The 22,228-nt window shown below is 68.8% G+C and carries 22 protein-coding genes and 1 pseudogene; 13 read left to right on the top strand and 10 right to left on the bottom strand.

What is annotated here, in order from left to right; translation table 11 throughout:
• From ACFCV3_RS33420 to ACFCV3_RS33400, 5 genes and pseudogenes are all read left to right on the top strand, one after another.
• Positions 1-765, top strand: a pseudogene (locus ACFCV3_RS33420) (hypothetical protein); the annotation flags it as partial.
• A gap of 353 nt (positions 766-1,118) precedes the next feature.
• Complete coding sequence (locus ACFCV3_RS33415) at positions 1,119-1,940, top strand: glycerophosphodiester phosphodiesterase (protein ID WP_376036914.1); 822 nt, start codon at positions 1,119-1,121, stop codon at positions 1,938-1,940.
• A 14-nt stretch (positions 1,941-1,954) separates the two neighbouring features.
• On the top strand, positions 1,955-2,398 hold the full coding sequence (locus tag ACFCV3_RS33410) for an AMP-binding protein (protein WP_376036911.1): 444 nt from the start codon (positions 1,955-1,957) through the stop codon (positions 2,396-2,398).
• A gap of 30 nt (positions 2,399-2,428) precedes the next feature.
• Positions 2,429-2,845 carry an ATP-binding protein gene (locus tag ACFCV3_RS33405; RefSeq protein WP_376036908.1) on the top strand — a complete coding sequence of 139 codons (417 nt, stop codon included), beginning with the start codon at positions 2,429-2,431 and terminating at the stop codon, positions 2,843-2,845.
• Between the two features lie 48 nt (positions 2,846-2,893).
• Complete coding sequence (locus ACFCV3_RS33400) at positions 2,894-3,856, top strand: DUF5926 family protein (RefSeq protein WP_376036906.1); 963 nt, start codon at positions 2,894-2,896, stop codon at positions 3,854-3,856.
• A 315-nt stretch (positions 3,857-4,171) separates the two neighbouring features.
• Here ACFCV3_RS33400 and ACFCV3_RS33395 read toward each other — a convergent pair whose 3' ends face one another.
• Complete coding sequence (locus ACFCV3_RS33395) at positions 4,172-5,362, bottom strand: arginine deiminase (protein ID WP_132415791.1); 1,191 nt, start codon at positions 5,360-5,362, stop codon at positions 4,172-4,174.
• A 210-nt stretch (positions 5,363-5,572) separates the two neighbouring features.
• Between ACFCV3_RS33395 and ACFCV3_RS33390 the strand changes: the two genes are divergently transcribed.
• Genes ACFCV3_RS33390 through ACFCV3_RS33380 form a run of 3 tightly spaced genes read left to right on the top strand, consistent with a single transcriptional unit; the run spans position 5,573 to position 8,241 of the window.
• The gene (locus tag ACFCV3_RS33390) at positions 5,573-6,361 is read left to right on the top strand and encodes a glycosyltransferase (RefSeq protein ID WP_376036903.1); all 789 of its coding nucleotides are present in this window, start codon (positions 5,573-5,575) and stop codon (positions 6,359-6,361) included.
• Complete coding sequence (locus ACFCV3_RS33385) at positions 6,358-7,914, top strand: DUF2029 domain-containing protein (RefSeq protein WP_376036902.1); 1,557 nt, start codon at positions 6,358-6,360, stop codon at positions 7,912-7,914. Before ACFCV3_RS33390 ends, ACFCV3_RS33385 begins: the two co-directional genes overlap by 4 nt.
• Positions 7,915-7,923: 9 nt before the next feature.
• Positions 7,924-8,241, top strand: coding sequence for a cupin domain-containing protein (locus tag ACFCV3_RS33380; RefSeq protein WP_376036900.1), 318 nt, complete (start codon positions 7,924-7,926; stop codon positions 8,239-8,241).
• Here ACFCV3_RS33380 and larC read toward each other — a convergent pair.
• Together larC and larB are read right to left on the bottom strand one after the other, a co-directional pair.
• Entirely contained in the window at positions 8,238-9,755 is a 1,518-nt protein-coding gene (larC, locus tag ACFCV3_RS33375) for a nickel pincer cofactor biosynthesis protein LarC (RefSeq protein WP_376036897.1), read from the bottom strand. The two genes, ACFCV3_RS33380 and larC, sit on opposite strands and share 4 nt — an antisense overlap.
• The gene (gene larB / locus ACFCV3_RS33370; RefSeq protein ID WP_376036895.1) at positions 9,752-10,471 is read right to left on the bottom strand and encodes a nickel pincer cofactor biosynthesis protein LarB; all 720 of its coding nucleotides are present in this window, start codon (positions 10,469-10,471) and stop codon (positions 9,752-9,754) included. The genes larC and larB overlap by 4 nt, the downstream gene beginning before the upstream one ends.
• 110 nt (positions 10,472-10,581) lie before the next feature.
• Between larB and ACFCV3_RS33365 the strand changes: the two genes are divergently transcribed.
• Positions 10,582-11,064 carry a DUF4446 family protein gene (locus tag ACFCV3_RS33365; protein ID WP_376036893.1) on the top strand — a complete coding sequence of 161 codons (483 nt, stop codon included), beginning with the start codon at positions 10,582-10,584 and terminating at the stop codon, positions 11,062-11,064.
• A 3-nt stretch (positions 11,065-11,067) separates the two neighbouring features.
• On the opposite strand, the gene ACFCV3_RS33360 is transcribed toward ACFCV3_RS33365, so the two are convergent.
• Entirely contained in the window at positions 11,068-12,660 is a 1,593-nt protein-coding gene (locus ACFCV3_RS33360) for a diacylglycerol kinase family protein (protein ID WP_376036890.1), read from the bottom strand.
• Between the two features lie 106 nt (positions 12,661-12,766).
• On the opposite strand from ACFCV3_RS33360, the gene serS reads away from it, so the two are divergent.
• Both serS and ACFCV3_RS33350 read left to right on the top strand, forming a co-directional pair.
• Positions 12,767-14,038 carry a serine--tRNA ligase gene (gene serS / locus ACFCV3_RS33355; RefSeq protein WP_376036889.1) on the top strand — a complete coding sequence of 424 codons (1,272 nt, stop codon included), beginning with the start codon at positions 12,767-12,769 and terminating at the stop codon, positions 14,036-14,038.
• Positions 14,039-14,836: an HAD family hydrolase gene (locus ACFCV3_RS33350; protein WP_376036887.1), complete on the top strand. Its 798-nt coding sequence runs from the start codon at positions 14,039-14,041 to the stop codon at positions 14,834-14,836.
• Between the two features lie 179 nt (positions 14,837-15,015).
• Here the strand turns inward: ACFCV3_RS33350 and ACFCV3_RS33345 are convergent, their stop codons facing one another.
• Positions 15,016-15,570, bottom strand: a complete 555-nt coding sequence (locus ACFCV3_RS33345) for a WhiB family transcriptional regulator (RefSeq protein ID WP_376036885.1) — start codon at positions 15,568-15,570, stop codon at positions 15,016-15,018.
• Positions 15,571-16,121: 551 nt separating this feature from the next.
• Between ACFCV3_RS33345 and ACFCV3_RS33340 the strand changes: the two genes are divergently transcribed.
• On the top strand, positions 16,122-16,934 hold the full coding sequence (locus tag ACFCV3_RS33340; protein WP_376036884.1) for an HAD family hydrolase: 813 nt from the start codon (positions 16,122-16,124) through the stop codon (positions 16,932-16,934).
• 3 nt (positions 16,935-16,937) lie between these two features.
• Here the strand turns inward: ACFCV3_RS33340 and ACFCV3_RS33335 are convergent, their stop codons facing one another.
• Both ACFCV3_RS33335 and ACFCV3_RS33330 read right to left on the bottom strand, forming a co-directional pair.
• Complete coding sequence (locus tag ACFCV3_RS33335; protein WP_376036881.1) at positions 16,938-17,543, bottom strand: bacterial proteasome activator family protein; 606 nt, start codon at positions 17,541-17,543, stop codon at positions 16,938-16,940.
• Positions 17,544-17,574: 31 nt separating this feature from the next.
• Positions 17,575-18,105, bottom strand: a complete 531-nt coding sequence (locus ACFCV3_RS33330) for a CGNR zinc finger domain-containing protein (protein ID WP_376036878.1) — start codon at positions 18,103-18,105, stop codon at positions 17,575-17,577.
• Positions 18,106-18,130: 25 nt separating this feature from the next.
• Between ACFCV3_RS33330 and ACFCV3_RS33325 the strand changes: the two genes are divergently transcribed.
• Positions 18,131-18,298: a hypothetical protein gene (locus tag ACFCV3_RS33325; protein ID WP_165952724.1), complete on the top strand. Its 168-nt coding sequence runs from the start codon at positions 18,131-18,133 to the stop codon at positions 18,296-18,298.
• Here ACFCV3_RS33325 and ACFCV3_RS33320 read toward each other — a convergent pair whose 3' ends face one another.
• From ACFCV3_RS33320 to ACFCV3_RS33310, 3 genes are read right to left on the bottom strand one after another with little or no spacing between them, the layout of a single operon-like run.
• Positions 18,299-20,920: an FtsX-like permease family protein gene (locus ACFCV3_RS33320; protein ID WP_376036875.1), complete on the bottom strand. Its 2,622-nt coding sequence runs from the start codon at positions 20,918-20,920 to the stop codon at positions 18,299-18,301.
• Positions 20,920-21,642, bottom strand: coding sequence for an ABC transporter ATP-binding protein (locus tag ACFCV3_RS33315; RefSeq protein WP_376036873.1), 723 nt, complete (start codon positions 21,640-21,642; stop codon positions 20,920-20,922). Before ACFCV3_RS33315 ends, ACFCV3_RS33320 begins: the two co-directional genes overlap by 1 nt.
• Entirely contained in the window at positions 21,639-22,211 is a 573-nt protein-coding gene (locus ACFCV3_RS33310) for a PadR family transcriptional regulator (RefSeq protein ID WP_376036870.1), read from the bottom strand. The genes ACFCV3_RS33315 and ACFCV3_RS33310 overlap by 4 nt, the downstream gene beginning before the upstream one ends.
• Positions 22,212-22,228: the final 17 nt, after the last annotated feature.

Here is a 22,228-nt window from a genome sequence, read left to right as displayed (position 1 = left end):
TCCACCGCAGCAACCACCCACCGCGGCAGCCACCGGCTGCGGCAACTACCCGCCGCAGCAACCACCGGCTGCGGCCACCACGCACCGGGGCAACCATCCACCGCAGCAACCACCCACCGCAGCAACCACCCACCGCAGCAACCACCCACCGCGGCAGCCACCGGCTGCGGCAACTACCCGCCGCAGCAACCACCGGCTGCGGCCACCACGCACCGGGGCAACCATCCACCGCAGCAACCACCCACCGCAGCAACCACCCACCGCAGCAACCACCCACCGCGGCAGCCACCGGCTGCGGCAACTACCCGCCGCAGCAACCACCGGCTGCGGCCACCACGCACCGGGGCAACCACCCACCGCAGCAACCACCCACCGCAGCAACCACCCACCGCAGCAACCACCCACCGCGGCAGCCACCGGCTGCGGCAACTACCCGCCGCAGCAACCACCGGCTGCGGCCACCACGCACCGGGGCAACCACCCACCGCAGCAACCACCCACCGCAGCAACCACCCACCGCAGCAACCACCCACCGCGGCAGCCACCGGCTGCGGCAACTACCCGCCGCAGCAACCACCGGCTGCGGCCACCACGCACCGGGGCAACCCCCCACAGCAGCAACCACCCACAGCAGCAACCATCGGCTGCGCACCTTCGACGCACAACAGACGGCCGCGGCGGCGATCAGCCGGAGCGCACCTTGCCGGCCGCATTCACGCCTGGCTCCGTGCCGGTCATGCGGCCGATGGCGCCCGATGTGGCTGATCGCCGCTCCGGCCGTGGGTTGTGGTCAGAGCCTGCTGCAAGTGGGTGGCTGGGGTGCGAGGAATGGCTCTGCGTGCGCGGCTGGCGTCGGGTGGCTGCTGCAGCCGGTGGTTGCAACGGCGGGTGGTTGCTGCGGCGGGTGGCTGGTGCGGGGGTGGCTGGGATGCGGTGGCTGGTGTGGGGGGTCGGCGCCCGCCCGGCAGTCGCGCGGGAAACTCAGCCCGGATTCGTCTCGGGTACCGGCACTCGGCGTACTCGTAAGTCCTCGGGTTCGACCGGGTGGTCCAGCACGATTGCTCGCATGTCCATGGCGATCATCCTGCCTTGCCACCTGACGTGTCAGAGTTATCCGCATGGGGAAACGCCCGAGCGTCGTGGCGCACCGTGGATCCAGTGAGACCAGTCCTGAGCACACGCTGGCGGCGTACCGCCGGGCGATCGATGCCGGGGCCGACGGTCTGGAATGTGACGTCCGGCTGACTGCGGACGGTCATCTGGTCTGTGTCCACGACCGCCGGATCGAACGCACGTCGACCGGCCGTGGCGTGCTGTCGACGATGAGCCTGCAGGAGCTGGAGGCACTCGACTGGGGGTCGTGGAAGAACCCGTGGTCGGACCTCGACGACGAGGCCGAGCTGCCGGATCCGGACCTGTCCAAGGTGCTGACGCTGGACAAGCTGCTGGCCACCGTCCGCGACGCCGGGCGGCCGCTCGAGCTGGCGATCGAGACCAAGCACCCGACCCGGTACGCCGGACTGGTGGAACGGCGGCTGATCGAGGCGCTCGGGCGGTACGGCTGGTCGCATCCGAAGATCGGGACGGAGTCGCCGGTCCGGGTGATGAGTTTCTCCTGGCTGTCGCTGCGGCGGATGCGGGTGCTCGCTCCGGGGCTCCGGACGGTGTTGCTGATGGACCGGGTGCCATTGCGTTTCCGGGACGGCTCGCTGCCGACCGGTGTTTCGTACGCCGGCCCGAGTCTCGAGATCGTCAGTGCACACCCCGAGTACGTCGATCGCGCGCACAAGCACGGTCACCAGGTGCATGTCTGGACGGTGAATGCGGACGCCGACATCCGGCACTGCCGGGACATCGGAGTGGACGCGATCATCAGCGACCGCCCGGAGTCCGTACTCCGGGTGTTGTCGGACGAGAGCCGGGAGATAGGACGTCCGTAGTTGTGTCTTGGTGAATGCAGGCGGTCATTGTTACGTTAAATCCCGTCGCTTTCATCTGGTGCCCGATCAATCCGCGCAACGAGGCGGCCGAGAACCGGGAGCTGCTCGACCGGTTCGACTGTGAAGTACTGATCTACCAGTCGGCGTTCGCGCCACTGGTGGATCGGATCCGGGATGCGCTACCGAAGGTCCACACCTTCGTGTGCCTGGATGCCGATCCGGCCGGCTGGGACGCGTTCTGCGGGGGCGCGTCCCAGCCGGACCTGCATGAGCCTGAAGGGCTGGCGATGATCGTCGGCACCGGCGGCACTACCGGTCAGCCCAAGGGCGTCATGCTCACCAACACCAATCTGGAAACCATGACACAGTTTCCCGACAACTGCCGTGATGTAGGCGGTAGCTGTGTAACGGAATTCGTACAGGTGTTTTCCACGGCAGGAAGTGGGCAGAACCTCTGATGGCTGTTCCGATCATCGAGGAGACCCTGCTTGTCCTCAGCGACTCTGCCTGCCGACGTGAGTGTCGTGGACGTCGTACTGCCGCACGAAGTGTCCGCGGTAGCGGATGCCCGGCGCCGTTTGGCCGCATACCTCAAGCGGTACCGGGTGGCCGGCGCAGCGTGTGACGACGCCGCGCTCGTCCTCTCGGAGCTGCTCTCCAACGCCATCCGGTACGCGCCCGCGCTGCCGGCCGGTGAGGTGCGCGCGGCCTGGTGGATCGACCAGGCCGGGATTCACGTCGAGGTCACCGACGGTCGCGGTGAGACCGAGCCGCAGCGGATCGACGACACCCACCCGGAGTCGATCGGTGGCCGCGGGCTCGCGATCGTCGACGTACTGACCTCGCACTGGGACGTCCGGACCGGGACCGCGCACCGGACCGTGCACGCGATCGTCCCCAACTGACTTCTGCCGGGTTCGCCGTACGGCGGTGCGGACTGCAAGACTGCGCTCATGGGAAAGAAGTCGCGGCAGCGCGCGAAGAACACGACGACCGTCACCCTCGACCCGGCCGACCTGGTCGACGTCGGTCCGCGGGAACCCTGCCCCTGCGGTTCGGGCAAGCGGTTCAAGCAGTGCCACGGCAAGGAGATCGCGGCCGCCGCGGACACCTGGGTGGTGCGTCCGTTCGAGGGGCTGCCGGCCGAGTGTGACCTGATCGCGTTCCGCGAGATCGTCCCGGCCGGTACGGCGGAGGTCACGCTGAAGGACTCCGGGAAGACCGTCAACCTGGTCACTCTGCTGCCGATGGCGATGCCCGGCCTGGTCCGCGACGACCAGTCGATCTGGATCGGCCTGCAGACGCACGCCTCCTCCGGCGACCCGTCCCGCGACCTCGGCCACGCGATCACCGCCGCCCTCGGCACCGAACCCGGCAACCCGATCCAGGTCGGCGACCTGATGAAGGACGGCCCCCGCCTGCAGGACCTGATCGACACCTCGAAGCCGATCGAGGTCAAGGTCCACGAAGGCTTCGACTTCTGGGTCAGCGAGAACGTCGAGGACCCGACCGGTGAGGTAGCAGCCGGCCTGGAACGCGCCAACGCAGCGGCGGCCCCGACAGTCCGTCTCGAATCCGTCGACGCGGCGTACTGGACCCAGATCGGCGACCGCATCTACCTCCGCTGGGTCCTCCCGCACACCGAAGACACCGTCCTGGACGCCCTGGCCCGCCTGCACGCCGCCGGCCAGTCCCCCCTCGTCGAAGACAGCCGCCTGATCGGCTCCTTCCGCGCCCTCGGCGTCCTCGCCCCCGTCTGGGAACTCCCCGCCGGCACCGAAGCCGCCGACGTGGAAAAGCCGGCCGCCGACTTCGCCACCGCCCTGGAGAAGGCCCTAGCCACCACCACTCCCCTAACCACCGAAGAACGAGCAGCCCGAGCCGGCCTGGCCAGCCGCCAACTAACCATCCGCTGACCCAAGGCCCGGATCCCAGGGCCATCACAACTGGCTGTTGCCGTCGCCGCCCCGCGTGGCCGAGGGCGAAACGGGCAATTGTGATGGCCTGGCGGTCCGCCTGGATCGGCTGCGGGACGGTCCAGAACGCGAGAAAGCCCCGGTGGAAACCGGGGCTCTCGTACGTGGACGGCCCAAGTCCTGCTGACGGGGGAGCAACAGGGCCTGGGCCTAGGCATGAAGAGTACTCAGGAGAGGGGCACTGCACAAGCCCCGATTTCACTCCGCGTGTCGCCCGCCTCACTCGCGCTGTCAAGTGAGGCGGTGAAGTAAGGGTCAGGCGGGGTCGCGCAGGATCGGGCAGGACATGCAGCGGGGGCCGCCGCGGCCGGAGCCTAGTTCGGAGCCGGAGATTCGGATGACCTCGACGCCGGATTCCTCCAGGCGCTGGTTGGTCTCGACGGTGCGCTCGTAGGCGATGCAGACACGGGGCGCGAGGGCGAGGGTGTTGTTGCCGTCGTCCCACTGTTCGCGTTCGGCGGTGACCGGGTCGAGGCCGGTGTCGATGCGGCGCAGGGTGTCGATGCCGAGGGCTTTGGCGGCGGCGACGAGGAAGGGCTCGGACTCGGCGACGTGCAGCTGGTCGCCGTCGGTGGTGACGGCGAGTGCCCGCATCTCCTCGGCCATGTTCGGATACATCAGTACGGCGTCGACGTCGACCATCGTGCACACCGTGTCGAGGTGCATGGTGGCGCGCTGCTGCGCGATCGGTACGGCGAGGACCGTGTGCGCGAGCCCCTTCGCGAACACCCTCCGAGCCAACCGCTCCACACCAGCAGGTGTCGTCCGCTCACCCACGCCGACCGCGAGCACCCCGGGCCCGAGCGCGAGCACATCTCCGCCCTCGACATGTTCAAGCTGGTGGTCGTACACCTTGTCCGCCCCGGCGAACCGAGGGTGGAACCCGTAGATCAGCTCGGTCAGCTGAGTCTCGCGAACCCGGGCCGGCATCGCCAGCGACGTGACGGCGACCGAGTCCCGGATCCACACACTCGAGTCGCGCGTGAAGAGCAGGTTCGGCAGCGGGTCGATCAGGAAGTCCTCGTGCGCGAGGAGCGACGTGACCAGCCCGCCCGCCCGCACCTCGTCGTTCCGCACGCCAGCCATCAGGGCCTCGGCCAGCTCGGCCGGGTCGAGAGACGTCAGTGACGCGGCCAGGTAGTCGCGCAGCGTGTCGCCGAGCCGCAGATCCGCGATCGCGCCCTCGACTGCCTGCGCACGGGCCGTCGAGTCGCCGAGCGCCTCGATCAGCAGCTCGTGCAGGTAGAGCACCTCGACCCCGCGGTCCCGCAGGACCTGCGCGAACGCGTCGTGCTCGTCCTGGGCGCGGCCGACCCACGGGATGCCGTCGAAGAGCAGCTTGTCGTTGTTGCGCGGGGTCAGCCGGCGCAGCTCGTTCCCCGGCCGGTGCAGCATCACAGTCCGCAGCGTGCCGACCTCGCTGTCGACGCCGTACATCTCGGTCATCCGCCCGCCCTCTCGTCGGTCCTGCCCACCACGCTACGGCAGTCCCCGGACCGCAGGTCTGCTGTCTGATTGTCCGACAATATCCTAGGAAGGCCGAAGTGCGCTGTGTGTCTCGTCACCGCCACGGTGGTCCTTCGAAAGAACGAATGTGGTTCCGGGAGCAGGCGCTGAGGCGGATGATCGGCTGCCGAGGAACTAGGCTGCGGTGCTGTGTCCGGTGCTGATTCCTCCCCTGAGCCGTTCGAGCGTGCCGTCGCCTGTGTGATCCCGGCGAAGGACGAGGCGGCGCGGATCGCGGCGACGGTCGACGCGGTGCACAAGATCATCGGCGTCGATCTGGTGGTGGTCGTGGACGACGGGTCGTCCGACGGGACCGCCGAGGTGGCTGCGCGAGCCGGTGCCGTCGTGGTTCGCCACGACCGGAACCAGGGCAAGGCAGCCGCGATGGAGACCGGTGCGGCCGCGGTCGCCGAGCGCGATGGCGCCCGGCCGCGGCACCTGCTCTTCCTCGATGCGGACCTGACCGACTCCGCCAGCGCGGCGGCGCCACTGCTCGAGCCGGTGCAGGCCGGCCTCGCGGACATGACGATCGGGACGTTGCCGGCCCAGGTTCGCGCCGACGGTTCGAAGGCGGGCGGCCACGGGTTCGTGGTCAAGCTGGCCCGCGCCGGCATCCAGGAGGCGACCGGCTGGGAGCCCGAGCAGCCGCTCTCCGGCCAGCGCTGCCTGACCAGGGTCGCGTTCGAGGCCGCCGTACCGCTGGCTTCCGGGTTCGGCGTCGAGACCGCGCTGAGCATCGATCTCGGCCGCAAGGGCTTCCGCATCCTCGAGGTCCCGATCGACGTTCGGCACCGGGCGACCGGGACCGACCTGCGTGGGCAACTGCACCGCGGCAAGCAGTACCTGCATGTACGTCGCGCGCTCGCGGCGCGGAGCGCGTTGCCGGCCGACGGTGGACCGTCGCTGCGCAGCCTGTTCCCCCGGAAGACCACGCCATGAGCAGCGAGGTAACCGCCGACCCGCGCCTGGCGGAGCGGTACGGCAAACGTGCCGTCGCGCTCTACCTCACCTGTACGGCGTTGATCGTGGCGGTCGGCCTGCTCGGCCCGTCGGTGGTCGTGCTGACGCTGACCAACCGGCACGCCTGGCTCCCGTCGTACTGGTTCGACGCGAAGCCGAACGACTGGCTCGTCTCGGTGATGATCTACGTCGCGATCGCCCTCGGTGGGTACGGCGTCTGGATGGCCGTGAAGGCCCTCAAGCACGGCTGGGCCCCGCGGATCAACCGATTGGTTGCCCTAGGCATCGGTACGACGGCGGCCGTGACGATGGTGCCGCCGATGGCCTCGGGCGACGTGCTGATCTACGCGGCGTACGGCCGGATCATGACGCTCGGCGGCAACCCGTACACGACAGCGCCGGCCGACACCATCCGGCTCGGCTACGACCCGGTGATCGCGGCGACCGAGCGGCCGTGGCAGGGCGCGCGCAGCGTCTACGGGCCGATCGCGACGTGGATCCAGTGGCTCTCGTCGCTGGTCGGCGGCGACTCGATGCAGCTGACGGTGTGGATGCTGCAGCTGACGGTCGGGATCAGCCTGGTGCTGACCAGCCTGCTGCTGCTCAAGCTCGTCGGCCCGAACCTCCCCAGCCGCCGCCGCGTGCTGATGCTCGGCATGGCGAACCCGCTGCTGCTGTGGTCGGTGCTCGCCGGCGCGCACAACGACTCGATCGCCGTGATGTTCGCGGTCGTCGCGCTGGTCGCGCTACGACGGCATGTGTTCCTAGCCGGTCTGCTGATAGGTATGGCCGGAGCGACCAAGCTGTCGATCGGGTTGGTCGGGATCGCGATGCTGTGGTCCCTGCGTGCTGACCGGCGCAAGATGCTCTACCTCTGCGGCGGTGGCGCGCTCGCGATGGGCGGTCTGTACGGCGTCTTCGGGCTGCAGGCCTTCCAGCAGGCGCGGTCGCAGACGTCGTTCATCTCGACCGGTACGCCGCACAAGGTGCTGCTCAGTCTGTTCGATCTGTTCCTGCCCGGAGCTCTGGTCCGGACGATCCTGGCGATCCTGGCGTGGGTCGGGCTGATCGTGGTCGCGATCCTGCTTTCCCAGGTGATGCCGAAGTCGCTCGTCCCGCAGACGCATCCGGACGACCCGGTGCCGGCCGCGGTTCGCTACACCGCGATCTATGCGATCGCGTGGGTGTTGACGGCGATGTACTCACTGCCTTGGTACGACGTCATCGCGTGGCTGCCACTCGCGGCTGTGGCTGCGTCCAAGGTGGATAAATTCATGGTGATTCGTACGACGATGCTTGCGATCGCGTACGTTCCAGGGCGGGATCCGAACGCACGTCAGGTCGCGTCCAGCCTGTCCGACTCACTGGAGTTCTTCAGTGCGCGGCTGCGGGACACCATCTGCCCGGCGATCGAGCTCGCCGTACTGGTCGGGTTGATCGTGTGGGCTCGCCGGAGTGGCGCTCAGTGGTGGCCGTACGACTGGCCGCGGCGCAAGCAGAAGGCCGTTCCGGAGAAGGCTTCTGCGCGTTAACCTCGCCGGATGAAGAAGCTGGTGGGGGCGGGTGTCTTCGTACACCGTGAGCCGAACGACTATGTCGAACAACTGCGGACCGGGTCGATGTCGGTCGGGACCTACTCGATCCCGGCTGGCGGGGTGGATGACCAGGCGCCGCATCACGAGGAAGAGATCTACGTGGTGACCGGTGGGCGGGCCACGTTTGTGACCCCGTCCGGTGCGGAGCCGGTCGGGCCGGGCGATGTCCTCTTCGTTGAAGCCGAAGAGGAGCATCGCTTCGTCGACATTCTTGAAGACCTGTCGTTGCTGGTCTTCTTCGCGCCGGCGTACTCCGGGCGTTAGCTCCAGAAGTCCGCGGCGGCCGCGATGGCTCGGGCCATGACGGCCTTCACCGGTTGCTTGAGTTCGGCCGCGGCGGCGACCACGTCCTCGTACTCCGGTTGCACGTTGACCACCTGACCGTCGTACCGGGCGATCTTGATACTGATGGTTTGGCCGTCGACGTCGACCGAGGTGAACTCGCGGTCGGCGGCGTGTTTGCGGATGTCGTACTCGCGGAGGCCGATGGCGGTGGTCTCGGTCAGGACGACGCGGCGTACGGCGTCCGCGTTCGTGCTGCTGACCAGGACGGACAGGGTGTGCGCCGGGCGGCCCTTCTTCATCAGGATCGGGGTCAGCCACGCGTCGGACGCACCTGCCTCCAGCAACCGCTGCAGAACCGGAGGCCAGAGCCGTGGGTCCAGATCGTCGATGTTGGTCTCGTAGACGAGCTGCGTGGCGGCCCGCTCGGTCGTCTCACCGACGATCACACGCAGGATGTTCGGCACCTCCACCGGATCCCGCCCACCCGCACCGACGCCCGTCCGGCCGACCCGCATCGGCGGCATCATCCCGAACTCGTCAGCCAACGTCGCCAGCAACGCAGCCCCCGTCGGCGTAGTCATCTCGTACGGCGCTGTGCCCCCGATGACCGGTGCATCAGCCTCGGCAACCAGATGCAGCACGGCAGGCCCAGGAATCGGAATCCCCCCATGCTGCCCCTTCACCTGCCGCCCACCACCGAGCGCGATGGTCGACACCACCACCCGCTCCAACCCAAGCGAGACGGACGCAGCCGCCACCCCCACGATGTCCGCAATCGCATCCAGCGCACCCACCTCATGGAAGTGCACACTCTCGACATCCACCCCATGAGCATTCGCCTCAGCCCGAGCCAACCGAGCGAAGGTATCGAGCGCCCGCGCCCGCACGGCCTCCGGCAACTCAGCAGCCTCCAGAATCCGCCGCACTTCCGCCCAAGGCCGAGTAGGCCCATGCACGTGGTGACCGGACGCGTCGTGCCCGTGCCCATGCCCCACGTGGTCATGCCCATGCCCGTGGTCATCCACAGGAAGGTGGTGAGGGGTGGAGGGAGTGCCCGCGAGGTGGTCGCCCTCGGGCTGGTGGCCAGCCGCGTGAGCGTGGTGATCGGAGGGAAGGTGGTGAGCGGGAGAGGGGACGCCCGCCAGGTGATCGCCCTCGGGCTGGTGCCCGGCGGCTGATCCGGCCTCGGCTTCGCCCTCGGCACCCGAGATCGTCTCGGGCGCGTGCTCGCTCCCCACCCAGCTACCGTCGACCGCGTGCGCGGATACCTCGCCTGGGACGTTCTCTGGGTGGGGCGTGCCGTTGACCTCGACGGTTGCCTTGAGGGCGGCTATTTGGTGGCGGGCTGTGTGGGCTACCTGGACTGAGAGGGTGGGGTCTACGGCGGCGACTGCTGCGTTCACGTAGGTCAGGTCGGCGCCGGCGTCCAGTAGGGCTCCTAGGAGCATGTCGCCGGAGGCGCCGGCGGAGCAGTCGATCCAGGCGACCTTCACGACTCGTCCTTGGTTTCTCGGGGGGCTGCTCGGCGGGCTACGCGGGCGGCGAAGACGCCGGCGCCGAAGCCGTTGTCGATGTTGACCACGGTGACTCCGGGGGCGCAGGAGTTGAGCATGCCCAGGAGCGCGGCCACTCCGCCGAACGAGGCGCCGTACCCGACTGACGTCGGCACAGCTACCAGCGGTACGCCGACCAGTCCGCCGACGACGCTGGGGAGTGCACCTTCCATTCCGGCGACGACGATCAGGCAGTCCGCTGCGTCCAGCCGCTCACGGACGCTGAGGATCCGGTGCAGGCCGGCCACGCCCACGTCGGTGATCATCTCGACGTCAGCTCCGAAGACGCGTGCAGTCGTCGCTGCCTCGAGTGCGACCGGCGCATCCGACGTACCGGCGGCCACCACGGCCACGGTCCCCCGCAAAACGGGAGGCGTGCCGAGAACCGCCGTACGGCCGACTGGGTCCACCACCGCATCCGGTAGCTCGGCAGCCACCGCGGCCTGGGCCTCAGGCGTGAGCCGGGTCGCCAGTACGGCGTTGTCCGGGTGGGTGGCGTGCAGGGTGCGCAGCAGTTCGACGACCTGGGCAGGTGTCTTGCCGGCGCCGTACACCACCTCGGCGTCGCCGGTGCGCTCCAGCCGGTCGGTGTCGAGACGGGCGTAACCGAGGTCGTGAACCCCCGGCTGTGGTCCTTGGTCAGGCAAATGTGTCACGTCGTGAATCTACGTGCCCACTGCCCCGGACACCTCTTCCGGCCGTCGTTCTGCACGCTCCGCAACTACCTGAGTACTCAGGTAAACGCTGATGCCTTAGGCTCTCGTGCGTGTCTTCGACGTTAGCCGGTGCATTCGGGATCGCTGCCTTGTTCGTGGCGGTGCTCGCCCTCGTGTTCGCCATCCAGGCGGTCCGGGCCCAAACCGGTACGACGGCCGCCGCCGTACCCCCGCCCGTTCCCGAACCCGAGCCGGAACCGCAGCCCGAGGCCAAGCCGGGCACGGTCAAGGCGGAGCTGCGCAAACTCGGCAGGGACATCGAGGTGACCCGCGCCGAGCTGCGGGACACCGTGCAGCACCTGGCGATCGTCCGGTACGACGCGTTCGGCGACACCGGCGGCAAGCTGTCCTGGTCGCTGGCCCTGCTGGACGACAACGGCCACGGCGTCGTCCTGACCTCGATCAACAGCCGCGCCGACGCCCGCACCTACGCCAAGGAGATCCGCTCCTTCGCCAGCGAGTCCAAACTCTCCCCGGAGGAAGAGGAAGCCCTCGAAACCCTCCGCAAAGACGCCGGCCCCACCCTCACCTGAGACTCAGCGGCGGCGGGGGACTCGGGCGATCAGGGCGCCGGGCTCGATTTCGGCGGTGAGGGAGCGGCCGGGGCCGATGGGGTCGCCGTCGAGCTGGCGTTGGACGTCGACGGCGGCGAGGATCTCGACCTTGCGGCCGGTGAAGCGCTCGAGGTACATGTCGGCGCGATTGGTGCGCGTCATCAGCCGCCAGACCACGATCGGCCACTGGGTGACCCGGCGCGGTGCGATCACGACCACGTCGAGCAGCCCGTCGTCGGGGCGGGCGTCGGGGAGCAGGGGGATGTTCGCCTGCAGCATGCCGACGTTGCCGACCACGACCGTCCGGACCCGGCGTTCGATCGTGAGCTCGTCGTCGAACGTGATCCGGACCCGGACCGACGGGTGGTTGATGTTCCGCGCCGTCGACACCAGGTACGCCGGCCACCCGATCTGCGCCTTGAGCACGGGAGGCGCGCCGGAGATGATCGCAGCGTCCAGCCCGAGCCCGGCCATCACGGCGAACCGGTCCGTGTCCAGCTGATCGCCGTACACGGAGACCATGTCGATCCGCCGGTCCCGCCCTTCCAGGATCCGCTCGAGCGCGTCGTCGAGGTCCAGCGGGATGTGCAGATTCCGGGCCAGCAGGTTGCCGGTACCGGCCGGGATCACCCCCACCGGGATCCCCGTGTGAGCCAGCGCCGCGCAGACCACCCGGACCGTGCCGTCGCCACCGGCCACCAGCACCAGGTCCGACTCGTACTCGATCGCGCGCTTGGCCATCGCGTTCCCGGAGTCGTCCGCCCGGGTCTCCAGCCACAGCGGGTCGTCGAAGCCACGCAGCTCCAGCGACCGGGTCACCTTCCGCCGGAAGGCCACGCCGTCCCCGACCTTGATCGGGTTCACGATCACGGCCGCCCGAGGAGGTCGCGCGGTCTCTGACGGCGTGGACGGGGTACGGCGGCGCCTCCGGCGCAGTCCGGGGCGCAGTCCGAAGCCGATCGACGTGGCGGTCAGGATGGCCAGCCCGAGCGCCCAGCCACCCAGCACATCGGACACGTAGTGCACGTTCAGCGCGAGCCGGTCGACGGACGCGATCCACACCACCGCGATCACCGGCAGCAGCACCAGCAGCCGGAACCGCCGCCGCCAGCCGCGCACCGACGGCAGGACGACGCCGAGTGCGCCGGCCATCACGAACGCCGCGGTGGCGTGGCCGGACACGTACGACCAGCCGTCGTTCTCGACCAGGTGCTGAGCAGGCTGGGACCGGGTGAAGATGTACTGGGTCGCCTGGACCAGCCCGAGCTCCGCGCCGGCCGAGACCAGCAGCCACACGGTCAGCAGCCGGGCTCGGCGGTGCCAGAGGTAGGCGGCCACGATCACGATCACGGTCCGCGATGTCCACGGCAGGACGACCGCCCCGACCACCTGCCAGAAGTCGACCACGTTCGGGTGGGTGGCGCCGTACGCCGAGGCCCGCGCCGCCATGGAGGCGTCCCACTGCTGCAGCGGCGGCCAGCCCCCGAAGACCAGGAGGGTGATCACGGTGAACGGCACCGCACCCAGGACAACGGTGAGCGCACGGCCGACCGGACTGGGTGGATGGTGGTTCATCGCCCGCTCAAATCCCCCTCTGTGATGATGCCAAAAGTCGCCTTGGCCCACCCCATCATCCCGAATTGACTTCGCTGCGGCTGACACGCCCCGATACCCTCAGGGTGTGATTGACGCGAAACTGCTCCGTGAGAACCCTGACGTCGTACGTGCCGCCCTGACCAAGCGCGGCGAGAGTACCGACCTGGTCGACCAGATCCTGGTCGCCGACAGTGAGCGTCGATCGTCCATCTCCGCCTTCGAGGCGCTCCGGGCCGAGCAGAAGACGCTCGGCAAGCAGGTCGCCCAGGCCAAGGGTGACGAGCGCGCCGCGCTGCTGGAGCGGACCAAGGCCCTGGCCGCCGAGGTGAAGGCCACCGACGCCGCCGCGAACGACGCCGAGCGCCGTTTCACCGAGCTGGCCGAAGGCCTGCCGAACCTGGTCTCGGACGAGGCCCCGGTCGGCGGCGAGGCCGACTTCCGCGTGGTCGAGGAGATCGGCAAGCCGCGCGACTTCACCGCCGAGGGCTTCGAGCCGCGCGACCACCTCGAGCTGGGCGAGCTGCTCGGCGCGATCGACATGGAGCGTGGCGCCAAGGTCTCGGGGGCCCGGTTCTACTTCCTCAAGGGTGCCGGCATGCTGCTGCAGCTCGGCATGTTGCAGCTGGCCATCCAGCAAGCGGTCGAGAACGGGTTCACCCCGATGATCACGCCGACGCTGGTCAAGCCCGAGGTGATGGGTGGCACCGGCTACCTGTCGGCGCACGACGACGTCTACCGGCTGGACGAGCCCGAGCTGTACCTGACCGGTACGTCGGAGGTCGCGCTGGCCGGGTACCACATGGACGAGATCCTCGACCTGAGCAACGGCCCGATCCGGTACGCCGGCTGGTCGTCGTGCTACCGCAAGGAAGCCGGCTCGCACGGTAAGGACACCCGCGGGATCATTCGTGTCCACCAGTTCGACAAGGTCGAGATGTTCTCCTACTGCAGCCTCGAGGACGCTGCCGCGGAGCACCTGCGGCTGCTGGACTGGGAGAAGCAGATGCTCGACAAGATGGAGCTGAGCTACCGGGTGATCGACACCGCGACCGGTGATCTCGGGCAGTCGGCGTACCGGAAGTTCGACTGCGAGGCCTGGGTGCCGACCCAGGGCGCGTACCGCGAGCTCACCTCGACGTCGAACTGCACCGACTTCCAGGCCCGCCGGCTGAACATCCGGCACCGCGACGCCGACGGCAAGACCCAGCCGGTGGCGACGCTGAACGGGACCCTCGCCACCACCCGCTGGATCGTGGCGATCCTGGAGACGCACCAGCTGGCGGACGGATCGGTCCGGGTGCCGACGGCACTGCAGCCGTACGTCGGCGGCCGCGAAGTCCTCGAGCCGGTCAAGTAGATGAGCGGACAGGCCTTCGCCCCGACAGCTGTTGCCCTGGACATCGATGGCACGTTGATCGACCACGACGAAGGGCTGTCGCCTGCGATCGTGGACGCCGTACGGCGGACTGCCGCGCAGGTGCCGGTCTTCCTCGCGACCGGACGGGCCTGGTCCACCACCCAGCCGGTGGCCGAGCGGTTGGGTCTGCCCGCCGGCGGAATAGTTGTCGTCAGCAACGGTGCGCGGACGATGCGGTACCCGGACGGCGAGGTGCTGGACGAGCGCACGTTCGATCCGCGGACGGTGATCGCCTCCGTCCGTGAGCACGCGCCGAACGCCCGGATGGCGGTCGAGGAGTACGACGGGACCTACCTGGTGACCGCGCCGTTCCCGGACGGCGACCTCGGCAAGAACGCCAAGATCCGGGTGGTGTCCGACGACGAGCTGGCGCCGGAACCCGTGACCAGGTTGATCATTCGGGACCCGGAGCAGTCCGAGGCGGACTTCGTCCGGCTGGCCGAGCGGCTCGGTCTGCACGGGGTCGGCTACTTCGTCGGCTGGACGGCCTGGCTCGACATCGCGCCCGAGGGTGTGGACAAGTCGACCGGGCTGAAGGTGGCCCTGGCGCAGTACGACCTGGATGCGTCGGGTCTGCTCGCGATCGGGGACGGCCGCAACGACATCGAGATGCTGACGTTCGCCGGCCTCGGGGTCGCGATGGGCTCGGCACCCGACGAGGTGAAGTCGGCTGCCGACGAGGTGACCAAGTCGGTCACCGACGACGGTGTTGCCGCCGTTCTGAATCGCTACTTCTGAGACCGCACCATTCTGGGACCCAGCCACCACTGGGTGCCAACCTTTCGGCCAGAACAAAATAGCTTGACAAGCCTGGCGATTGCTGCAGGCAACAAAACGGCCCGGAACCCCTGTCTACACAGGGATTCCGGGCCGATGCGTTGAGTGATCGACAGTCCGCTGGCGGGACGGGTGTCGGATCAGGCGACGCGGCTACCGCCCCGGCGGGGCTGGCACGGCTGGACGTCCACGACGGTCTCGAAGGCGTCCAGGACCGCGCTCACCGCGGGCTTCGTGCGCGGCGTCTTGGTGGCCGGGCTCTGGCCGCGGCGGGCCCGGCGCAGGTGCCTCTTGACAGTCGACAAGGAGCATCCGAGCCGCATGGCAAGGGATTCCAGGCTGTCGTTGGGGTACTGACCCCGCAGGCGCAGCACCTCTTCGTGGCTCACCGGGCGCCGCGTCCCGCGCGCGCCAGCCAGCTGGTCGAAGTCGTCGGCCTGCACTTCGACGTCGAGCAGATTGCGCATCGAACGGCGTTGTGCCGCGGTGGTTCCGGCGACGAAGCCACTCACGTCGTGCTCGGCGACGGCGCTGTAGAGGCAGTCGGTGAACAGCGGACACGAGGCACACAAGGCTTTTGCCTCACGCACCAGCTGCTCGTACCGCTCCCGGGTCCGGCGGGTGGCCGAAGCGGGTGGCGGCTCTTCCATCAGGCGGTGCTGGAAAATATCCGACCGGGCGATACATCCGGTCATGGCCCCATCTGTGCTGGAAGATGTGTCGACAGCTCGATCGTGTCCCATGAGATTGGCGCTGCTGACGGTCATCAAGGCTCCCCAAGTATCCGGACCTCTGTGAACGAACGGTGAACGTCGCTCGATCACACGGATCCACTAGCCGATGGAACGGCGAACTGTTGCCGACCCACCACGTCGTCCCGGTCGCGGGACATACCGATCCATAACTGTTGACGTCGCTGCTGAGGATTTGGTTGCAGCCAAATCCGCATCAATTTCGCGGACGTTTCGTCTGCTGGTTCGCTGGCGGGCTGTCTCAGTCGTGCTGATCCAGAACAGGCATACGACGCGGTCGAATCGCTCCGGGTTCCCTGCCAGACCACCGCATGAAATCACGCGTTCTCCCTGCTGCGCAGGGGAACTTGCTGCCTTTGCAGCATGTTGCCGTAACGGTCTGGTGACGTTGTCAAAAGCTCAATCAGATTGATCAGAATCATCTGAAACCGCTGTCCGGCACCTTGCGCCGAAGGCCACTCGGGCGGTAGTGCAGAAGCCGATACGGTGAGCGCGTGAAGGCATCCGAACCACCCCGCCGGCCGCGCCTGGTCGCCACCGATCTGGACGGCACCCTGGTCCGCAGCGATCGATCGGTCTCCGATCGAACCCGGGCCGCCGTCGCTGCGGTCCAACGCGCGGGAAGTGTTTTCGTGATGGTCACCGCCCGTCCACCTCGGTGGCTGCACGACCTCGCCGACCTGGTCGGCGATCACGGAATCGCAATAGTTGCCAACGGCGCCATTCTGTACGACGTCGGCCGGCAGACCGCGATCCGGACCCGGCTGATCGATCCGGCAGTCTTGCAGGAAGTGGCAACGGCGATCCGCTCGGAGATTCCCGAGGTGGAGTTCGCGATCGAGCGATCGAACCGCTACGGACAGGAACCGCGGTACGTGAACCACTGGCCGCAACCCGAGAACACGTTGATCGCCGAGCTCGAGGTCCTGCTGGCCGAGCCGGCCGCCAAACTGCTGGTCCGGCATCCCGACTGGCACTCCGACGATCTGCTGGCGCGGATCAGCGTGGTGGTGGGCGAGCGGGTGACCGCCAGCCACAGTGGCGGGACGAGCCTGGTGGAGATCAGCGCGACCGGTGTCTCGAAGGCCGCGATGCTCGCGGACTTCGCTGCAGAGCTGGACATTCCAGCCGCCGACACCATCGCCTTCGGCGACTCGCTGAACGATCTACCCATGCTCGCCTGGGCCGGTACGTCGTACGCGGTCGAGAACGCGCATTCCGACGTACTGGCCGTGGCAGACCGGGTCTGCCCCTCGAACGACGAGGACGGCGTCGCCGCCGTCCTCGAGGAACTGTTTGACCTTTAGGGCTTAGAGATACATGCCGCCGCTACCAGGCCCGTCAGTGGCCTGTGGGGCGCCGGGGAAGCCAGGTCCCTCTTCGCCGGTGGGCGGCTGGCCGCCGGGGAGGGCACGGCGCAGTCCTTCGAGTTGCTGGCGGGCGGCCATCTGCTGGGCGAACAGGGCGGTCTGGATGCCGTGGAACAGACCCTCCAGCCAGCCGACCAGCTGGGCCTGTGCGATTCGCAGCTCGGCCTCGGTCGGCGTGCTGTCCTCGGTGAAGTCGAGGCTGAGCCGCTCGAGCTCCTCGACGAGCTCGGGTGCGAGTCCGCTCTCCAGCTCCTTGATCGAGGCTTCGTGGATCGACCGCAGCCGCTGCCGGGAGGCCTCGTCGAGCGGTGCCGACTTCACCTCTTCGAGCAGCTGGCGAATCATGTTCGCCACCCGCATCACCTTGGCCGGCTGCTCGACCAGTTCGGTCACCGATCGTGGCTCATCGTGATCGTCGTCGTCGTTCGAGCGCGGCGGTCCCTCGACAGCCATACCGTCCGGGCCGACGATCAGCACCTTGCCGTCCTCGGTCCGTGCCCCGGCCATCGGCATCTCCTGGCTCTCGCCGCTGCTGCTCTCGCTCATCTGCCCATCCTAGGACCCAGGCGCTTGACGGCTAGGGGGTACGGGCACGATGCCGCCGGACGGCGTCCCGGTTGGCGCAGGCGGGACTGCAGTAGCGCTGCTTGCCGGTCCGCGACAGATCGGCGTACACGTTGTCGCAGCCCTCGGTGGCGCAGCGCCCGAGCCGGCTGATGCCACGGCCGGCCAGGTGCAACGCCGTACCGGTGCTGATCAGTGTCGCGACCAGCCTGCCGACCGGCACGTGGTCCGGTCGGTAGTGCATGTGCCACCCGTCGCCGGCGTGGTTGGTCAGCCGCGGATGCTCGGTGTACTTCGCGAGCATGGCGTTCATCAGATTGACGCGAGTCTGCTCGTCCTCGGCGTCCACGACTTCCAACCACTCGTCCAGAGCGACCCGGACCGCGGCCAGATCCGCGCGGGTCACCTTCCGGTCACGCACGAGCCGGCTCTCGACACCGCTCTCCTCGCAGCGTTCCGCGAGTTCGTCCGGGGTCGAGGCCGGTCGCGTGACCAAGTTGACGGCCAGCAGCACTGCGTCGGCACCGTAAGGGTTGAGATGCATAATGCCATTACAGCACGATGGAGACATGACAGCCCCCACCGAGACTCATCGGCACCGCTGGAGCGCGGTGTCCTCTCACCAGATCAGCGAAGGACTCGTCGTCTACCAGCGGTGTGCCTGTGGCGACTGGCGCGTCACAAGCACACCGCCGTACCCGGTCGCCTACCCCGAGGTGGCCCACATCGCGAGCTAGCTAGTCGATCCGAGCCACCATCGGCAGCCGCGACCGCGTCAGGGCCCACGCGATCAGGCCGGCGAAGAGCGGGACCACGATCACGATGGTGGCCAACGAGAGCCACGGGACCGCGAAGGTCGGTGAGCCGAAGGCGGCGTGGGCCGTGTAGCCGTAGAGCGCGCCGACTCCCACTCCCAGCACGCATCCCAACTGCCCGAGCACCCACGCTTGTGCGGCCGCCAGACTGCGTCGACGACGCGGCGGGGCGCCGATCGCAGCCAGCGTGGCCAGATCCGCCCGGCCCTCCGCTGCCGACAGGGACACCGAGATCGCGACACCGAGCAAGGTGACGACGGCCGCGGCCACGATGACTCCGATCAGGAGACGCCGCGTCGGATCCTGGTAGCCCTTCTCGACGACCAGCAGGCCATCGTGACCGAGCAAGCGGTCCACCGCGGTGATCTCGTCGTCGGTCGGCAGCCGCTTCAGTTCGTACTCGACGGCGAACGTGCCGACCTTGCCGATCTTCGCGGCCGCGTCGGGGCCGATCAGGACCTGGTCCTGGAACAGCTCGATCTTCGGGTAGGGACCGGCGTACGTCGCTTTGTGGGTCGCGAGCGTCTTGGGTCCTTCGGTGCTGCTGAAACCGTCGATCCGAACCGTGCCGGTCGTGGTGAACTGGGCATGGGGCACCACGGCGTCCCCGGCCCGGAGACGATCAGCCACCTTGCGTCCCTCGGGGCCGGCGGCGTCCAGGTAGGCCGGGTCCACGACGACCAGTCCGCCCACGAAGTCGGACTGCGTCCCGGTCGGGCCACCAGAGGCGCTCATCCAGGACTGGTAGCCGCCGGCCGGCGTCCCGGACGCCTCGATCATCCCGAAGCGGTAGACGCGCTCGGTCGGCAGTTGTCCGGCGATGCGTTCTTCGGTCGCGGCCGTGTACGGCACCGATGCCGAGTCGCTGCCGAAGCGCACCATCGCGTTGCCCAGCTGGCCTTGCGGCATGTACGTCGCTGCGTCCGCCGCAGTCGAGTTCGCCCCGGCGAAGGCGATGGCCGCCGTCGCTGCGACCGCCATCATGATCGCCGCGGTGGCCGGGCCGGTGCGATGCCGGTGCCGGGCGGCGTCCCGCAGCGCCAACCGGCCACTGAGCGGTAGATGCCGAGCCAGGCCGGCCAGCTTGCCCACGAGACTCGGCAGCATCCAGACCAGGCCGCTGACAACGGCCGTGATGCCCATCAGGACCAGTGCGATCGGACCGGTGGGGGTGGCGCTGGTCCGGGGGCTTCCGCCGTAGGTCTGAGCGTTGCGGACCGCGGCGAGCTCCGCTGCGAGCAGGCCGGAACCGATCAGCACCAGGAAGACCCCGGTGATGATCATCAGGACGGCAGGCTTGCGGATGGTGGTCCGCGCGATCGTCGCCGCGAAGCGTCCGGACAGCGCGGCCATCGGAGTCTGCCGGCTCGCGCTGATCGCCGGCAGGGCGGCGGCCGCGAGCCCTGCGGCCAGCCCGAGGGCCGCGATCAGGATGATCCCGCCCCACGGGACCTGCCAGCCGACGAGCAGTGAACCGTTGAGTTCCTCCAGCAGCTGCCGGCCGACGACGAGAGTAATTGCCGCCAGCACCAATCCGCCGAGTACTCCGACCGCGCCGGCGAACAGACCCTGCAGCAGGACGATCCGCCGGACATCGCGCGGGGTGCCGCCGGTGGACAGCACCAGCCCCAGTTCGCGGGTCTGCCGCCGGGCTCCGACCGCGAACGCCGTACCGGCGAGCAGGACGATCTCGAGGATGCCGAACCCGATCGCCAGCGCCATCGCGGCGTACGGCCCGACGCCGCCACCGCCGAAGTCCCCGGGTGGGTCCACAATGTTTGCTCGTGGCAACAAATACAGCCCGTGGCCGGACAGTGCCGGGTAGAGCGTGAGCGGGTCGGTCCCGGCCGGCAGGTCGACCAGCCAGGGGATCTCCGGGTTGTCGGCAAGAGAGATCAACGGGGTACCGGGCGGAGCGAAGATCCACCAGTTGCCCGGCTGCGAGATCGGCCGCGCGAGGCCGACGATCTGGTACGAGCGGCCCTTCGCGTCCTGCATCGTGCCGCCGACCGTGACGCCGAGGTGCTTGGCGAAGGCCGGCGTGATCGCCACCTCGGTCGGCGCGACCGGGAACCGGCCTTCGTCCAGACGGCTGAGGCCGCCGGCCAGCGGATGTTGCGCCTCGCCGACGATGACGGACGCTCCGTTGGTCGTGGACGGCCCCTTGATGTCCGCGCTGCCCATCTCGCTCGGTGCGCGGACCGCGGTGCTGCCGGCCGGAAGCAACGGCCGGGGGTCGAAGGTCGCGGGGTCTCGCACCGGCTTCTCGTGACCCTCGGGCGGTCCCGGCAGGCCGTAGAGATTCGGCCCCTCGTCCACTGTCTGCAGCTTGCCGTACGGCGTCACGGTGAGCCGGGCGTCCGCCTGGCCGATGGTGACCCCGGCCAGTGTCTCGCCGGTCGGGTTGGCGGTGCGGCCGCTGACGCCCAGCAAGGTGGCGGCGAAGACCGGTAGGCCGATCAGGGCGGCGACCAGGAGGGTTCGGCCGAGGTGCCTGCGAGTGGTTCTTCGGGCGATCCGCAGCGGTGGGCCCCAGGTGCCCATCAGTGGCTTCCCTGCAGGAGCTGGTCGGGGTCGGCCAGCGGGCCGGCCTGGCCTACCAGGACACCATCGCGCAGGTAGACCACCCGGTCGGCCCAGGCGGCGTGCCGGGCTTCGTGGGTGACGAGGACGCCGGCGATACCGTGCTGGTCGCAGCGGTCCCGGAGCAGCTGGAGGACGGCTTCACCGGTCTCGGAGTCGAGGGCTCCGGTGGGTTCGTCGGCGAGCAGCAGCCGTCGGTCACCGACGATGGCGCGGGCGATCGCCACTCGCTGGCGCTGGCCGCCGGACATGTCGTCGGGGAAACGGTCGGTGAGTTCACCGATACCTACCTCCTGCAGGGCTGCTTCGGCGTACTTGCGGGCGGTCCTGGTCCGGGTGCCGTCGAGTTCGAGCGGGAGTGCGACGTTCTCGGCCGCGGTGAGTGCCGGGATCAGGTTGAAGTCCTGGAAGACGTAGCCGATCCGGCGGCGCCGCAGCGCGGCCACCCCGGCCCGGCTGAGGGTGACCAGATCGTTGCCGTCGACAAGTACTTCGCCGCTGGTCGGCTGGTCGAGACCGCCGGCACAGGTCAGCAGGGTGGACTTGCCCGAACCGGACGGGCCCATCACGGCCACGAGTTCGCCGGGCGCGACGCTCAGGTCGACGCCGCGCAGTGCGTGCACAGCCTGCTCGCCCTTGCCGTGCGTCCTGGTCAGGCTGCGGATGTCGAGGATCGCGCTCATCTGGTCACCTCGGAGGTGTCGTCGGCCTCGTGGACCTGCGGTTGTTTCGCCGGGCGGCCGCGATGTCTTAACAGGATGGACTCGCAGTGGTCGAGCCAGCGGATCTCGGCCTCGGCGGCGAAGATCATCGACTCCAGCACCAGCCGCCAGGAGATCTCGCCGTCCCGGTCGCCACGCTTCAGCCGGGTCAGCTCCTGCAGGGACTGCATCGTCGCCGAGCGCTGCCGCTGGACGACGGCGCTGACGTCGACACCCGGAACCGCCAGTGCCAGCGCGAGTTTGATCGCGAGCTCGTCCCGCGGCCGCGACTCGCGCGTCACCGGCGTCTGGAACCAGTTGTCCAGCTCGGCCCGGCCGTCCGCGGTGATCTCGTACGTCGATCGGCCGTCGGCCTCGGTCGACGCGGCCCGGACCAGGCCGTCACGCTCCAGCCGGGTCAGGGTCGTGTAGACCTGCCCGATGTTGAGCGGCCAGGTCGCCCCGGTGGCCGCCTCGAATTCTCCACGCAGCTGGTACCCGTACTTCGGTTCCTCGCGGAGCAACGCCAGTAGTCCGTGCTTGATCGACATAGATACTGAGTATGCAT

Source organism: Kribbella sp. NPDC056345 (assembly GCF_042262745.1).
In the GTDB taxonomy this organism is placed as follows: Bacteria; Actinomycetota; Actinomycetes; order Propionibacteriales; family Kribbellaceae; genus Kribbella.
This window is presented reverse-complemented; position numbering and strand designations above follow the sequence as displayed.

Bases quoted from the DNA above. Each gene is read 5' to 3' on its own strand.
- ACFCV3_RS33345 (WP_376036885.1), bottom strand. From the start codon at position 15,570: ATGACCGGATGTATCGCCCGGTCGGATATTTTCCAGCACCGCCTGATG.
- ACFCV3_RS33415 (WP_376036914.1), top strand. From the start codon at position 1,119: ATGGGGAAACGCCCGAGCGTCGTGGCGCACCGTGGATCCAGTGAGACC.
- ACFCV3_RS33360 (WP_376036890.1), bottom strand. From the start codon at position 12,660: ATGAACCACCATCCACCCAGTCCGGTCGGCCGTGCGCTCACCGTTGTC.
- ACFCV3_RS33410 (WP_376036911.1), top strand. From the start codon at position 1,955: ATGCAGGCGGTCATTGTTACGTTAAATCCCGTCGCTTTCATCTGGTGC.
- ACFCV3_RS33400 (WP_376036906.1), top strand. From the start codon at position 2,894: ATGGGAAAGAAGTCGCGGCAGCGCGCGAAGAACACGACGACCGTCACC.
- ACFCV3_RS33310 (WP_376036870.1), bottom strand. From the start codon at position 22,211: ATGTCGATCAAGCACGGACTACTGGCGTTGCTCCGCGAGGAACCGAAG.
- ACFCV3_RS33325 (WP_165952724.1), top strand. From the start codon at position 18,131: ATGACAGCCCCCACCGAGACTCATCGGCACCGCTGGAGCGCGGTGTCC.
- ACFCV3_RS33315 (WP_376036873.1), bottom strand. From the start codon at position 21,642: ATGAGCGCGATCCTCGACATCCGCAGCCTGACCAGGACGCACGGCAAG.
- ACFCV3_RS33335 (WP_376036881.1), bottom strand. From the start codon at position 17,543: ATGAGCGAGAGCAGCAGCGGCGAGAGCCAGGAGATGCCGATGGCCGGG.
- ACFCV3_RS33395 (WP_132415791.1), bottom strand. From the start codon at position 5,362: ATGACCGAGATGTACGGCGTCGACAGCGAGGTCGGCACGCTGCGGACT.
- ACFCV3_RS33320 (WP_376036875.1), bottom strand. From the start codon at position 20,920: ATGGGCACCTGGGGCCCACCGCTGCGGATCGCCCGAAGAACCACTCGC.
- ACFCV3_RS33350 (WP_376036887.1), top strand. From the start codon at position 14,039: ATGAGCGGACAGGCCTTCGCCCCGACAGCTGTTGCCCTGGACATCGAT.
- ACFCV3_RS33385 (WP_376036902.1), top strand. From the start codon at position 6,358: ATGAGCAGCGAGGTAACCGCCGACCCGCGCCTGGCGGAGCGGTACGGC.
- ACFCV3_RS33380 (WP_376036900.1), top strand. From the start codon at position 7,924: ATGAAGAAGCTGGTGGGGGCGGGTGTCTTCGTACACCGTGAGCCGAAC.
- ACFCV3_RS33330 (WP_376036878.1), bottom strand. From the start codon at position 18,105: ATGCATCTCAACCCTTACGGTGCCGACGCAGTGCTGCTGGCCGTCAAC.